Annotated in this window: 6 protein-coding genes (1 of these 6 only partly in view); 3 read left to right on the top strand and 3 right to left on the bottom strand. The window is 69.1% G+C overall.

Annotated features, from left to right (window positions below):
* The coding region (locus ACIRRA_RS05970; RefSeq protein WP_402763659.1) for a TetR/AcrR family transcriptional regulator at positions 1-639 on the top strand (639 nt) is incomplete at its 5' end.
* Between the two features lie 236 nt (positions 640-875).
* Here the strand turns inward: ACIRRA_RS05970 and ACIRRA_RS05965 are convergent.
* Positions 876-1316, bottom strand: a complete 441-nt coding sequence (locus tag ACIRRA_RS05965; protein ID WP_402763657.1) for a VOC family protein — start codon at positions 1314-1316, stop codon at positions 876-878.
* Between the two features lie 53 nt (positions 1317-1369).
* Between ACIRRA_RS05965 and ACIRRA_RS05960 the strand changes: the two genes are divergently transcribed.
* A complete protein-coding gene (locus ACIRRA_RS05960) occupies positions 1370-1897 on the top strand; it encodes a MarR family winged helix-turn-helix transcriptional regulator (RefSeq protein ID WP_402763654.1) in 528 nt (175 codons plus the stop codon).
* Positions 1898-1956: 59 nt separating this feature from the next.
* Complete coding sequence (locus ACIRRA_RS05955) at positions 1957-2373, top strand: hypothetical protein (RefSeq protein WP_402763651.1); 417 nt, start codon at positions 1957-1959, stop codon at positions 2371-2373.
* 249 nt (positions 2374-2622) lie between these two features.
* On the opposite strand, the gene ACIRRA_RS05950 is transcribed toward ACIRRA_RS05955, so the two are convergent.
* Positions 2623-10179, bottom strand: coding sequence for an amino acid adenylation domain-containing protein (locus ACIRRA_RS05950; RefSeq protein WP_402763649.1), 7557 nt, complete (start codon positions 10177-10179; stop codon positions 2623-2625).
* Positions 10176-15468, bottom strand: the 3' portion of a protein-coding gene (locus ACIRRA_RS05945) for an amino acid adenylation domain-containing protein (RefSeq protein WP_402763646.1). Its footprint extends 5135 nt past the window's final position; the window shows 5293 of its 10428 coding nt (coding positions 5136-10428); its start codon lies beyond the right edge, outside the window — the gene reads right to left on this strand; its stop codon occupies positions 10176-10178. The genes ACIRRA_RS05950 and ACIRRA_RS05945 overlap by 4 nt, the downstream gene beginning before the upstream one ends.

The raw sequence follows: 15468 nt of genomic DNA, 5'->3' as shown, positions 1-15468 counted from the left end.
GCGCGGCTTCGGCAAGGCCGCGATCGTAGTGAACGCACCGGAACGAACGTGACCGAAAAACCCAAGCAGCTGCGCGGTATCGCGGTGCGCGACAAACTCGTCGGCATCGCGACCGACCTCTTCTACGACAACGGTGTGCGTGCCATCGGTGTCGATGAGGTGGTGCGACGGGCGGGGATGGCGAAGGCGAGCCTGTACCGCTGGTTCCCCACCAAGGACGACCTCGTTCTCGCGGTGCTGCAGCAGCGCGACGACAGGTTCTGGGCCCGATGGGACCGGACCGCGTCGCGCCACGCCGACGCGCGGGACGAACTCGAGGCCCAGCTCGCCTGGATCCAGGACGTCGCGACGCGCGAGGGCTACCGCGGCTGTGCTTTCGTCAACACAGCCGCGGAATTCAGCAGTGCGCAATCGGAGCGTATCCGGCTGCGGTGCGCCGAACACGAACACGAACTCGCGCGGCGGCTCCGCGCGCTGACGGCACGGCTCGGTGTCACCGACGGCGATCGGCTCGCCGATCAGCTCCATCTCGCCATCGTCGGCGCCTTCGCGGTCGGCGGGATCTACCCGACGGGCGGACCGGCCGTCCGGCTCAGAGCATTGGCCGAGGACCTGATAGACGGGCGACCGCCGAACTGACAGCCGCGATCTTCGGACCCTGCTGTACTACTGCGGATTTCCATTCCAAGTCCGGTCACCGAATTGAATGGCACACCGTGAACAAGATCGAGGACGGCGGCAGACCCGGTCACCGAGTCGGCGGAGATCGTCACCGGGTCGCCGGCGGGAACTGAACACCCCAGAGCCTCGCCACGGCTGTCGGGTTCGAGGGTCGGGCGTTCGGGGTGGGAGAACCCCAGCGTGTTCCCCCACTGTCACACCAAATCGTGTGGACTACGCATGTGAGCGTGGGCGAAGCCGTTCGGCGGGTTCGTGTAGATCCGGACGCAGAGTCCGTCGGGGGTCCGGAATTCGATCAGGTGTCCGATGAATCCGGTGATGATGGGTGAATGCTCGACGCCGACCTCGTCCAGATGGGCCGCCCACCGCCGCAATCCCTCGACCCCGTCGACGCCGAGGGTGACCGGATCGAAGCCCGCTATCGCGGTGGCCGCCAGCGGATTCAGGCGCAACTCCACCGGAATCGCCACACCGGGCAGCATCATGATGACGCCGAACAGGGTGCCGTCGGGATGGCAATGGTCGAACTTCTCCAGCCTCCTGGCACCGAGCGCGGTCTCGAACCAGGCGATGCCGGCCGATAGATCGGATACCGGCAGCTTCAGGTGATGCACACCGGCGAGAGAGGGAGCCATGGCGATCTCGTTTCGACTTTGACGGACAGATAGTTAGGTGCCATATTAAATCCATGGCGACAGATCCGGATGATGCCCTTGTGGCTCCCACACTGGAGCAGGCGCGGTCGCAGATCCGGCGCTACGCACTCGAAGACGACATCGACCCGCGGGTCGTGCTCGTCGCGGTGCGCCTGCTGGCCACAGGAGCCAGGCTCACCCAGGCGACCGAGGCGCATTTCGCGCGATTCGGACTCTCGGCCGGGCGTTATCGCCTGCTCGCCGCACTGGAGGATGCCGGCGGCGAGCTGTCGCCGTCGCAGCTGGCGACCGTGCTCGGCGTCACGCGCGCAACGGTTACCGGACTCATAGCCGGTCTGGAACAGCAGGGGCTGGTGTGCCGCCGCGCCTCGGCGGAGGACGGTCGCGGTGTGGTGGCGGTACTCACCGCGCGCGGCGCCCAGCAGCTTCGCGACATGGCTCCCGAGCATTTCGGTCGCCTGCAGGCCATGGCCGGCGCACTCACCTCCGAGGAACGCGCCACCTTTCTCGACCTACTCGAACGCATCGGCCGAGGCATCGGCGCACTCACCGCGGACTGAGTGCGGCACCCTGCTGTTCGGCGCTTTTGCTACGACCATATAGTTAGGTACCTAATCATATGAGCACAACGGCGATGCCGCCCAGATTCGTCCTGTGGCGGGAAGTCCTGTTCGCGTACCTGGCGCCGGCGCTCAGCGCGGGAGTGGGCGGATTGCTCACCGGTCGGCCCGAACTGGTGCTCGCCGCGCTGACATCGATCGGGGGCACGTCTGCGGTGGTGGCCTTCTTTTTCGGCATGTGGCTTCGATACCGGGAAGTCCGGTGGACGTGGCCGCGGCGTATGCCACCGGCCGCACTCGCGGCGGGGTTCGGTCTCGGCTCGGGCGCGCTCGGGGCGGTGATCGCCCAATTGCTTTGCCGCACATCGTGGTTCCCCGAGCGTATTCGCATCGACGTCCCGATTGCCGCCGCACTGGCCGCCGCCATCGTCGTGTGGCGCTGGTGTTCCATCCAACGGAAGGAAGACCGCCGATAACGCCGCCCGCTTCGTCCGATCGCCGCTCCCGGGTGCTGCGGCTGGCCGGCGCCGCGGCCCACCGGCACCGTCCGTGCGCAGACCCCGCACGCCGCCGGACCCATGCCGAGCTCACCTCGCTGCCGCGCCCCCCGATCGAGCGCGAACTACGCTTTCCGATCGGGACGGCGGGCCATCGAACTCGGCGTGAACTCCATCGCCACCGAGGGTTGCCCGACCAGGTCCGAGTCCGGTGCCAGGTCGGTTGGCCTACACACGGGGGCGGTGTGGGACCTGATCGCCGCGGTCTGCCCGGCGGTGCGGGTGAGCGGTGCCCGCCGGTTCGGTACACAGCGTCTCCAGCGCGGTGGTCATGGCGGTGACAATGGATTCGACGGTGGGGTGGTCGAAAAGTTCGGCGGCGTAGATCATTTCGCCGTGGATTCCGGCGTGGTCGCCGTCGGGGGTGTACTCCTCACGCAGGTTGAGTAGGAGTTCCCAAGGGGTGTGGCGGACCGGGACCGGGCGGTGCCGGATGGCCAGTTCGGCTCCGGCCGTGGCGATTTCGGCTCCGCGAAGGTAGGTGACCATGACCTGGAAAAGCGGGTGGTGGGTTCGGGAGCGGGGTGGGTTGAGGATTTCGACGAGGTTGTCGAACGGGAACTCCTTGTTGTCGTAGGCGGCGAGGACGCGTTCGCGGACCTGTTGGACGAGGTCGGAGTGGGGCGGGTCGCCGGAGAGGTCGACGCGGACGATCGCGGTGTCGACTACGCAGCCGACCAGGTCCTGCAGGCCCTCGGCGTCGCGGGCGCTCAGGGCGACGCCGATGGGCAGGTCGGGGCCCGCGCCCCGGTCGTGCAGGGCGAGGGCGAGGGCGGCGTGGATGAGCATGTAGATACTGGCGCGGTGGGTGCGGGCAGTGCGGGCGAGGGCGCGGTGGGTGGCGGCGTCGAGGTGGACGGGGACGGCTGCCGCGGTGTTCTCCCGGCGTTCGGCGCGCGGACGATCCGTGGGTAGCACCGGATGTGGTGGCAGCCCGTCGAGTGCGGTGCGCCAGTAGCGCGCCTGCCGGGCCAGCAGGCGGCCGTGCACGCCCCCGGACTCGAGCAATCGCCTCAACCACAGCGTGTAGTCCGCGAACTGTGTTGCCGCAGTGGACCATTGGGGCGCTTGCCCGGCAGCACGGGCACGGTAGGCGGTGAGCAGGTCCCGCTGGATCACAGGCAGGGATTCGCCGTCGCCGGCGACATGGTGGATCACCCCGAGCAGGATGTGGTGCTCGGGGCTCGAGCGGTAGAGGCGGATGCGCAGGGGTGGTTCCGTGGTGAGGTCGAAGCCCCGTCGCAGCTCGGAATCGATTGCGCTATCGACGTTTTCGCCGTCGGAGATATCCACAACCCGGAAGTCCGGCCGTGCGGACTCGATCGCCAGGATGCGTTGGATGGGACCGTCCAGGGCGTACGGCAGCACGGTGCGCAGGATTTCGTGCCGTTCGACCAGATCGTTCACGGCCGCTTCCACCGCCGTGACGTCGAGCGGACCGTGCAGCTCGAGTCCGGTGGTGATCAGATAGTCGGGGCGGTTGCCGCTGAGATAATTCACGGTCCACAGCCCCTGCTGTATGGGCGTGAGCGGAATCGGGTCTGTTCGGCGCACGGCGGCGATGTCGACTGTCTCGAGTGACAGGGAGCCGTGCGGGAGATCCCCGGGTCCGCGGCGTTCGAGGGTCTGATCGAGGGCGGCGACGGTCGGCGATTCGAACAGATCACGCAGTGACACCGTGACTCCGAGCGCGGACCGCAAGCCCGCGACTATCCGGATCGCGGACAGCGAGTTGCCGCCGAGCACGAGGAAGTCATCGGTGAGGCCGACTTCCACCACTCCCAGCGCCCGGGCGAACGTGGTCGCGATGACCTGCTGCCGTGGTGTGCGCGCGGGAACGCGCTCACCGGCCACGGGCATGGGCAGCGCGCCGACATCGAGCTTGCCGATGGGGGTCAGAGGCAATTCGTCCATGGCCACGATGGCCGAGGGCACCAGATACGAGGGCAGGGTCGCGGCCAGCCGGGTGCGCAATGCGGCGGTATCGACGGCGCCGTCCCCTACGACATGAGCGATGAGCGACTGTCCGCTCGCGGCCCGGCGCGCCGTGACGATCGCTGCGGTGATACCGGGCTCCCGAAGGATGGCCGACTCTACCTCTCCCGGTTCGACGCGAAAGCCGTTGATCTTCAACTGCCGATCGGCACGGCCGAGGAAATGCAGCAGGCCGTCGGTGTCCCAGCGCCCGAGATCACCGGTGCGGTACATTCGCCCACCGGCGGCGTCGAACGGGTCGGCGACGAACCGCTCCGCGGTGCGCGCCGGTTCACGGTGGTAGCCGTTGGCGAGTCCCGCGCCGGACAGGTAGATCTCACCGGTGACCCCGGCGGGTACCGGTCGCAGCGCCGAGTCCAGTACCGCGACACGGGTATTGTCGGCCGGGCGTCCGACCGGGACCGGCCGGTCCAGCGACATGTCGTCCGGGAGCGCAAAGCTGAGCACGAAGCTGGTCGCTTCGACCGGCCCGTACAGATTTCTCACCACGGGCGGGTGCTCGCCGAGCCGCACGGCCGCGGCGGCGTGCGGGGGCAGCACATCACCGGCGGACGCGATCATCCGCAGTGCGGCGAGCTCGTTCGGAATTTGCTCTGCGAGTATGTGAAATAGGCCCGGTGACAGCATGATCGAGGTGATCCGGCCCGCGCGCAGTACCTCACTGTAGTCGTGCACATCGAGGACGCCGGAGCGCGCGAGCACCACGGTGTGACCATTGAGCAGCGGCAGCCACAGCTCCCACACCACCATGTCCCAGGTGTAGGGCAGATGCATCAGCATCCGCTGATGCCCGTCGTCCCGGCCGATCCGGTCGCGGGCGCGCGTCACGATATTGCGGTGGGTGACCTCCACGCCCTTGGCCGCACCGGTCGATCCGGAGGTGAACATGAGCGTGGCCACGGCATCGGCCGGCACGACGACGCCGAGATCACTGTCGTCGAACTCGGTTGCCGCACCGTCGAGTTCATGTATCACCAGTTCGGCACCGGTGAACGCCAGCAGCCGCCGCACGTGTGCGAGCGGGTAGCGGTCGCTCAGCGGTACGCATACCGCGCCCAGCTTGGCGATGGCGAGAAAAACGACCACGAGATCGACCGAGCGCGGCAATGCGATGCCGATCGGCACGCCCGGTCCCGCACCCCGGGTGCGCAGCCAGCGGGCGACCTGATTGGCGCGGGCGTTCAACTCGCCGTAGGTGAGCTCAGCACCGTCGCACCAGAGCGCGACATCGTGTGCGTGCACCCGTACGGTCGACTCGAAACACTGTGCGAGCCCGCCATTGTCGATATCGGCCGCCGCGCCGCGTCCGGCGGCGAGCAGTTCGGCTCGGTGCGCGGGCGGCAGCAGGTCGAGCTGCCCGACCGGGCACTGCCGCGGTGCGGTGAGCGCCGCCGCGGCGACGAGGATGCGCGACCACAGCTCGTCGACCTCGGTGAGGGCATCGACCTGTTCGAGCTGCACCGCGATTCGGAAGGTCAGCGCGCCCGCACCGGGCTCCACGATGACGGTCAGCGGGAAATGTGTTCCGCCGACGACATTCACGGCGGTCACGCGCAAGTCCGCGTCCGGATCGTCGAGCAGAGCGGTATCGATGGGGAAGTTCTCGAAGACGAGCGAGGTGTCGAACAGGTCGCTCGCGCTCGCCGCCGCCAGGATGTCGGGCAGCCCGAGATGGTCGTACTCCATCAACGCCATGCGTTCCCGCTGAATCCGGACCGCGAGTTCGACCGGGGTCTCCGACGCGCGCGAGCGGACCCGCAGCGGCACGGTATTCATGAGCAGCCCGACGACGCCGTCCAGATCGCCGCCGTCGCGGCCGGAGACGGTGATGCCGAAGACGACGTCATCGCTTCCGGTCAGATTCGACATCACCAGCGCCCACAGCGCCTGGATCATCGAGTTGAGCGTCAGCCCGTGCGCCGCGGCCTGTTCGCGCAGCGCGGTGACCGTGGCGGCGGGCAGGACGAAGCTGCGCTCGTCGGGCCGCCGCCACCGCCGCTCGTCCGCACGCGCGACCTTGCACGGTTCGGCTCCGGCGAGGGCCTGGGCCCAGGCCCGGCGCGCACCGTCATGGTCCTGCGCCGCGGACCATTCGAGGAATGCGGTGAACGGTGTGGCAGCGGGCAATTCGAGGCCGCGGTAGCCCAGCAGCAGTTCACGGAGCAGGATGCCCAGCGACCATCCGTCGAGCAGCGCATGGTGGTGCGTCACCAGCAGAGTGGCGGAATTCGGCCCGGTGCGGACGAGAGTGACCGTGAGCAGCGGACCCACCAGCGGCTCCGTGTGGGCGTCCTCGGCGCGCACACGCTCCACCGCCTCGTCGCGCTCACCGGAGGTCGGGTCGTCGAGATCCACTACCCGCCAAGGCAACTCGACGTCGGTGCGAATCTCGTATTCCGGGGTGTCGCCATCCACGACGAACCGGCCCAGCAGGTGCGGATGCCGGTCGAGCACCGCGCGCAGGGCAGCGCTCAGCCGCTCCGCGTCGATCGGGCCGTCCACCCTCACCACGACCTGTACGAGATAGGGGTCCTCGCCTTCCCCGTCCTGGTACAGCGAGTGGAACAGCAGCCCGGCCTGTAAGGGCGTCGCGGGCAGGAGGGCACGGCCGTCGCGGATGGTGAGCGGGTTCGCCGCCGCTCGGGCGGGCTCCGGCGCAGGCGTCCCGCCCATGCGCGCCAGCGCACGAATACTCTGGTGTTCGAACACATCCCGCGGCGTGATCGCGATCCCGGCGGCACGGGCGCGGTCCGACAGCCGGATGGCGAGGATGCTGTCTCCGCCGACGGCGAAGAAGCCGTCGTCGACGCTGAAACGGTTGTGCCCGAGCACCTCCGCGAATACGGCGTGCAGCCGTGCCTCGGCCTCGCCGCGCGGCGAGGCGCCGGGTGCCGTGCCATCGCTGGTGAGCGCGTGCAGGGCGCGTTCGTCGATCTTGCCGTTGGGGGTCGTCGGGATGGCGTCGACCGCCACGATGATGGACGGAACGGCATGTGCGGGAAGCTGTTCGGCGATCGCGGTGCGCACCGCGCCGATGTCGACACCCGGGCCGGCGACATAGGCGGCCAGTCGCCGGTCACCCGGCCGGTGTTCGATGGTCAGCACCACCGCCGCACGCACCGCCGGGAGTGCGCACAGGGCGGCCTCGATCTCGCCCGGTTCGATGCGGAAGCCACGGATCTTCACCTGCCGATCGGCTCGCCCGAGGTATTCGAGTGTCCCGTTCTCGGTCCACCGCGCCACATCGCCGCTGCGATACATGACGGTGCCGGACCCGCCGAAGGGATCTGCGGTGAAGCGCACGGCGGTGCGGCCCGGCCGGCGCAGATATCCCGCGGCGACGCCGGGACCCGCGACGTAGAGCTCACCCGGCACGCCGGGCGCGGCGGGGCGCAGTGCGGAGTCGAGGACGTACACAGCCAGATCCGGTATAGCCGTGCCGATTTCGCCCGCGGACGCGGTGCCCGCCAGCGGCGTGCCGGTGGTGAACACCGTCGTCTCGGTGATTCCGTACATATTGACCAGGCGCGGCGCCCGTGGATCATGCCGCGCCCACCACTCGGCCAGCCGCCACGGCTCCACCGGCTCACCGCCGAACAGCACGTAACGTAGTGCGAGCCGGTCGCTTCCGGCCGGCCGGCTCGCCTCGGCGTCGACCAGCATTCCGAAGGCGGACGGCGTCTGGTTGAGCACCGTAACCCGTTGCGTCACCAGCAGTTCGAGAAACTCTCGCGGCGACCGCGCGGTCTCGGCGTCGACGATGACGAGTCTGCCGCCATGGCCCAGCGCTCCCCAGATCTCCCATACCGAGAAGTCGAATGCCGTGGAGTGGAACAGGGTCCAGACGTCATCGGGCCCGAACTCGAACCACGGCCGGGTCGCCGTGAGCAGCCGGACCACATTGGCGTGCGTGACCACCACGCCCTTCGGGCGGCCGGTCGTACCGGAGGTGTGAATCACGTAGGCGGGGAATTGCGGCGAGCGCAGGACGGCGGGCTCGCTCGGAACGACCTGCGAGGGGTCCCCGATGCGCAGGACGGGCGCCGCCGAGATCCCCTCCGGGAGTTCGACTCCAGCACCGGTGAGCACGAGCGCCGGTGCCGCATCGTCGAGGATTGCCCGCAGCCGCCACTGCGGATAGCTCGGATCGAGCGGAACATAGGCGGCGCCCGCGCGCAGCACCGCGACAATGGCGACGATGAGGTCCATGGAGCGCGGCAACGCCAGGCCGACGAATTTCCCCGGGCCGACACCGTATCCGGCAATGATCCGGGCCAATCCGCGAGCCCGCTCGTCGAGTTCGGCATAGGTGAGCTGCTCGTCGCCATGCGCCACGGCGATGGACCCGCCGTTCGCGGCCACCATGCGCTCGAATCGATCGACGAGCGTCTCGGTCACCCCGGCGGTGGCCGAGGGCCCGGCCGGATCCGGTGTGGGCCGCAGCATGCCGAGCGGGAGTTCCTCCGGGGCCACGGCCAGGGCGGCAATGGTCTCGGTGAGCCGGTGGTGGTGCGCGGCGAGGTCGCGATCGGAGTACCGCGACGCCGTCGATTCCAGCACCACTGACAGCGCCGGATCGCCGTTGTCGTAGACGCTGATGTTCAGATTGTCCGAGCGTCCGGCCGCCAAATGCCGCAGGGAGGCGGATTCGGTTCCGAAGCGCAGATCCTTCTGCATGGGCATCACATTGACGGTGGGCCCGAGGATGCCGCCTTCGAGCCCGCTCCCGCCCAGATCGGCGAGCATATCGCCGTACTGGAAACGCTGATGGCGCAGGATGATCAGGGATTCGGCGCGCACGGCGGCGAGTAGCTCGCCGAGGGTGGCGGCCGGGTCGACCGTGATCCGCAGGGGCAGGATGTTCGCCGTCATGCCGAGTGCGTGCCGGGAGCGTTTGGCGGGTACGGCCAAACCGACAGTGACCGTGCGCGTGCCCGAATCCGCGTGCAGCAGCAACGCGATGGCGGCGAGCATCCACACCGGCCACGGGGTCCCGGTGGCATCCGCCCGGGTGCGCAGTGTCTTCCACTCGGCTTCGGCGAGCACTCCGGCCTGCCGGAGGAAACGATTGCCGTCCGCGGCCGACGGCGCTGCGGCGAACTGCGGTGGCTCGTACGACCCGCCGATCGCGAGCCGCTGCGCCCAGAATTCGCGGTCGGCCGCGAACCGCGTGGAAGTCCGGAACCGCTCGTCCTCGGCGACCAGATCCGCCACCCGGTCGAATACCGATTCCTCCACCGGACGCCCGTCGAGCAGCGCGGTGTAGGTGTCGGCGACGCGCCGGATGAAGGCGGCCGAGGACGCCCCGTCGATCACCATGTGATGTGAGCGGATGAACCACAGCGTGCCCGCCTCGCCGACATCGAGCAGATGGTGTTCGAACAGCGGCGCCCGCCCCAGGTCGAATGGCCGCTGCAGGGCCGCCTCCATGAACCGCAACGCCTCCCCGTGCGCGTCCGCGGCGGCGCGGAAGCTGGTGCGGTGCAAGGGCCAGTCCGGCACCTCCTCCACCACCTGCACGAGCGATCCGTCGGCCTCGGTGTCGAAGCGCACGCGCAGTGATTCCGCCCCGGCGGTGACGAGGCGCAGTGCCCGTTCGAACACCTCCTCGTCGAGCGCGCCGTGAATCTGCACGTAGCCGCCGACGATCAGACGCTGCCCGGTGTCGTCGAGTTGCTGTGCGACCCAGGCGTGTTGCTGCGCACGTGTCAGCGGTAGGCGCCGGGTCATGCTAGCTCCTCGATGGTCGCGTGTGGACGGCGGGCGATGGCGGTCAGCAGTTCCTCCATGGTGGCCCCGATCTCGGCGACCTGTGATTCATCGAAAACGTCTCGGAGATAACCGATTCGAACTCTCAACTCGAGTCCCGGATCGACGGTGACCGACAGCGGATAGTGGGTGGCGTCGGTGAGTTCGAGGCGCCCGCCGGTCACGCCGTCGAGGGTGGCGACCACGGCGGTGAGTTGCTCGGCGTCCACCGGATAGGACTCGAAGACCAGCACCGTGTCGAACAGCAGGTCGCGCAGGCCGGCGGCGGCGTGGATCTCACTCAGCCCGAGCTGGTGGTGCTCGATCATCTCGGCCTGTTCGACCTGCACCGCGCGCAGCAGATCCGCCACGGGCATGCGCGGACCGAATCGCACACGCACCGGCACGGTGTTGATGCACAGTCCGACTATGGATTCCACGCCGGGCAGTGCGGCGGGCCGACCGGAGACGGTCGCGCCGAAGACCACGTCACGGCGTCCGATCCTGCGCCCCAGCAGAATTGCCCAGACCACCTGCACCACGGTGTTGACAGTGACACCGATTTCGGCGGCGGTCGCGACGAGTGCGCCGGTGGTCTCCGCATCCAGAGACCACCGGTATTCCCCTGTCGTGACCGTACTTTCGCGGAAGCGCGTGGGCGGGGCGACCAGGGTCCGCTCGGCCACACCGTCCAGGGCTTGCCGCCACGCCCGGGTGGATGCGGCCACGTCCCGGTGGTGGTTCCAGGCGAGGTAGTCGCGGAAGGATCCGTCCGGCGCGGGCAGCGATGCACCGGCGTAGAGCGCCAGCAGATCGCGCAGCACCAGCGGCACCGACCAGCCATCGAACAGGATGTGGTGGTAGGTCACGATCAGCACCGGCTCCGCCTCCGCGACACGCGCGAGCGTGAAGCGCAGCAGCGGTGGCCGGGCCGGATCGAATCGACGTGCACGCTCCTGTGCGGCCAGCTCCACGAGATCGTCCACCGTGGCAAGATCCACTTCACGCCACGGCAGTTCGGCTGTTTCGGGCACCACCTGGACGGGCTTGCCCGAATCGTCGAAGACGAAGGCCGCGCGCAGGTTCGCATGGCGCTGCAGGATGTCCTGCCCGGCCTGTCGCAGCCGATCGCGGTCGATCGCCCCACCGGGTCGCACCACCGTCTGTACGTTGTAGACGTCGGCGACGCCGGAAGTGGACGGCGTGGCCATGACGGCGTGGAGCAACAACCCCGCCTGCAGAGGTGTGAGTGGCCACACATCGGTGAGCCGGCCATAATCCCGCTCCCAGCCGGTGATGTCGTCACGGCTCACCCGCACCAGCGGGAAGTCCGACGGCGTGTGCCCGCCCGCGCGTTCATCCCGGGCGTGCGTGGCGATGGCTCCCAGCGCGGCCACCCACAGCCGCGCCAGCTCCGAGACCATCGCCTCGTCGAGAAGCGTGGTGGGATAGGTGAATCCGGCGCGCAGCCGGGTGCCCGTCACGATCGCGTTCACGTCGATGGCGGCGGCCGCGGGCAGGTCCGGGTCGGCATCCGGTGTCGCGAGCACGTCCGCACCGCGGTCGTCGACGCGGCCCAGGTAGTTGAAGGCGACCTGCCCGGGCGTCGCCGCCGGGAGCTGCTGGGCGGCATCGGGATTCAGGTAGCGCAGCAATCCGTAGCCGATTCCGTGATCAGGGATGGCACGCAGCTGTTCCTTGATCGTCTTGAGCAGGGCACCGGTCGCATCGGTCCCGGCCAATGCCGCCTCGATATCGAGCTCACCGATATCGAGCCGAGCCGGGTACAGCGAGGTGAACCAGCCGACGGTGCGGGACAGGTCCGCGCCCGGCGCGACCTGTTCCTCGCGCCCGTGGCCCTCCAGCCGCAGCAGCGAGACCGGAGCGTGCGTGCCCCGCCGGGCACGCCAGACCGCGAGCGCGACGGCCAGCGCGGCGATCAGGACCTCGTCGGCACCCACATGGAAGCGCGCGGGAACGGTCCGCACGAGCGCCTCGGTCACTGTTTCGTCCGCGGCGACTTCGACCGTCCCGAGCCGGGCGGCGGTATCGACGGCGGGGTCCAGCGCCCGGGAGCCCAGCAGGGGATCCGGTGTCGCGCAGACCTGCTGCCAGAAATCGAGCTCGGCGACCCGATCCGGTGCGTGCGCGGCGTCGACCAGGCTGTGCGCCCAGCGGCGCATGGAGGTTCCGACCGGATCCAGCCGCGGCACGACGCCATTCGCGGCATTCGCGAGGGCCGCGAACAGGTCGGGCAGCAGGATGCGCCAGGACACGCCGTCGACGGCGAGATGGTGCACGGAAATAATCAGTCGGCCCGGCACGCTCCCCCGCTCGGCATCGAGCCGGACGAACTGCGCCATCACCCCGGCGGCCGGATCGAGGCGATCCAGCGCGGCGTCGAGTTCCGCGGCAATGAGCTCTCGCAGGGTATCGGCGTCCGCGGCATCCTCGAAGATGCAGCGGTGTACCAGTTCCGACGCGTCCAGCGCATCCGTCGGCATGGTTTCGAGTCGCCATTCGCCGGAGTCGTCGCGGAACAGCTTGCTGCGCAACATGTCATGGCGGTCGATCAGCGCCGAGACGGCCTGGATCAGAGCGTCGTGCCCGGTCCGAGCGGGCAGTTCGACGGTGACGGTCTGATCGACCCGGCGGAAGCCGCCGCCACGTTCGGTCAGCCACCGGACCACGGGCGTCAGCGGCATTTCACCGATCCCGCCGCCGGGCAATTCCGGCAGCAGGCGAGGCGCGTCCGCGGCCGCCTCCGGTGTCCTTGCCACAGAGGCGATCCCGGCCACGGTCCGGCGCTCGAACACCTCGCGCGGCGTGAAGTGCAGGCCGCGAGCCCGCGCCCGGGAGGCCAGCTGAATGGAGATGATGCTGTCCCCGCCGAGCGCGAAGAACGAGTCGTCCACACCCGGCCGATCGACGCCGAGCACCTCGGTGAAGAGCTCGGCCACCACCTGTTCGGCGGGGGTGCGCGGCGCCCGATCCGAGCGCGACACCAGGACGGGGTCGGGCAGTGCGGCCACGTCGAGCTTGCCGTTGCCGGTCAGCGGCAGCGTATCGACCGGCACGATGGCGGCCGGTCGCATGTAGACGGGAACACGCTGTGCGATATGCGTTTCCAGTGTCTCGACCGCGAGAGCATCATGAGTGCCGGGTACCACATAGGCGATCAGGCGCGCCGATCCGGAATCCCCGGTCCGGGGCACGACGACCGCCCGGGCCACCGACTCGTGTTCGAGCAGCGCGGCCTCGATCTCCCCCGGTTCGATGCGGTAGCCGCGAATCTTCACCTGCTGGTCGCTACGGCCGAGGTATTCCAGCTGCCCGTCGCCATTCCAACGCGCCAGATCGCCGGTGCGATACATGCGAGTGCCGGGTGGACCGAACGGATCCGCCACGTAGCGCTCCGCGGTGGTCGCGGGGCGGGCGCGATAACCACGGGCGAGCTGGGCTCCCGTGAGATAGATCTCGCCGCGCGAGCCGACAGGCGTAGGCCGCAGCCACGAATCCAGCACGCGCACCGTCATTCCCGGTAAGCCACGACCGACAACGCTGGCAGGTGACGACCCGGCGTGGGCACGGTCCACCGCGAAGTGCGTGGCGTGCACCGTCGCCTCGGTGATGCCGTACAGATTCGAGATCCGGACCTCCCCGGCCGGATCCGTGTCGTACCACGCCCGCGGGAGACGCGGATCCAGCGCTTCGCCACCGAGCACGATATGCCGTAGCGCGGGCACGACGGCGCGGCACAGGCCGGTGTCGAGCAGTGCGCCGAAGGCCGAGGGTGTCTGGCTCAGCACCGTAATACCCTCACGGGCCATGAGTTCGGCGAACTCGTCCGGTGAACGTGTCACGTCGGCGTCCGCGATGACGAGCGTGCCACCACTCGCGAGCGCTCCCCACATCTCCCATACCGAGAAGTCGAAGGCGGGCGAGTGGAACATGGTCCACACATCGGTGTGGTCGGTATCGACCAGATCCCGCGTCGCGGCGAGCATGCCGACGACATTCCGATGCGTCACGCTCACGCCCTTGGGATAGCCCGTGGAACCCGACGTGTACAGCACGTAGGCGACATTGTCCGGACCCGAGGCGACCGAGGCGACTTCGGCGCCGCTGCGGTCGACACTGTCGAGCACCAGGTACGGCTGGTCACCCGCGGGCAGTGCCGCACGGTCGGCGGCGGTGGTCACAACGCAGACCGGGTTCGTTTCAGCGAGAATGAATTCGAGCCGCTGCGCCGGATTACCGAGGTCGAGCGGGACGTAGCCCGCCCCCGATTTCAGCACTCCCAGCAGCGCCACGATCAGCTCCGCCGAGCGTGAAACACCCACGGCGACCAGTGATTCCACGCCGACGCCGCGCGCCGTGAGAGCGCAGGCCAGGTCATCGGATGCCTCGTCGAGGTCCCGATAGGTCAATACTCGGTCGCCGAATCGCACCGCGACGGCATCCGCGCGCACCGCGGCCCGGGCGCGGAACAGGTCCACGAGCGTCACGTCCGGCACCGGCGCGGCGGGGCGCTGCCAGTCCCGCACCCGGCGCTGTTCCGCCTCGCCGATCGGATCGATGTCCGCCACAGCGGTATTCGGGTTCGCGGCGAGCGCCGCCAGCACCCGGGTCAGCCGTTCGCCCAAGAGAGACACGGTCTCCGCGTCGAGCAGCTCGGGCCACCAGGCGGCCAGCAGGTGCAGGCGATCGGTTTGGCGGACAGTCAGTGTCAGCGCGTAGTGCGTCGCCTCCCTGGACTGGAATCCGCCGATCTCCAATCCGGCGAATGCGAGGGCATCCGACCGCAGTTTCGCCTCGTCGACGGGATAGGACTCGACGACCAGCAGCGTGTCGAACAGGTTCCGCTCACCGACACCGGTCTGCGCGCCGATATCCGGCAGGCCCAGGTGGTGGTGGGCCGTGAGTTCGAACTGCTCACGCTGTACGCGACGCAGCAGCGCGCCCGCGGACTCGCCCCGGGGCAGCCGAATGCGCACCGGGATGGTATTGATGAACAATCCGACGATGTTCTCGACGCCCGCCAGGTCGGCGGGGCGGCCGGAGACCGTGGTGCCGAAGAGGATGTCGTCGCGATCGGTGGTGCGCGCAAGCAGGATTGCCCAGGCCGCCTGCACGACGGTATTGATCGTCACCTCGAACTCGGCCGCCAGGCGGATCAGCGCCCGGGTCTGCGCCTCGTCCAGGTCGAACGCCCGCTCCCGGGGCAGCCCGGTGGGGGCGTGCACCGCGGCGGTGTCCGCGAGCAGTGTC

This window comes from Nocardia sp. NPDC101769 (assembly GCF_044766925.1).
In the GTDB taxonomy this organism is placed as follows: Bacteria; Actinomycetota; Actinomycetes; order Mycobacteriales; family Mycobacteriaceae; genus Nocardia.
The sequence above is the reverse complement of the archived record's forward strand: the minus strand, read 5'-3'. Positions and strand labels throughout refer to the sequence as shown.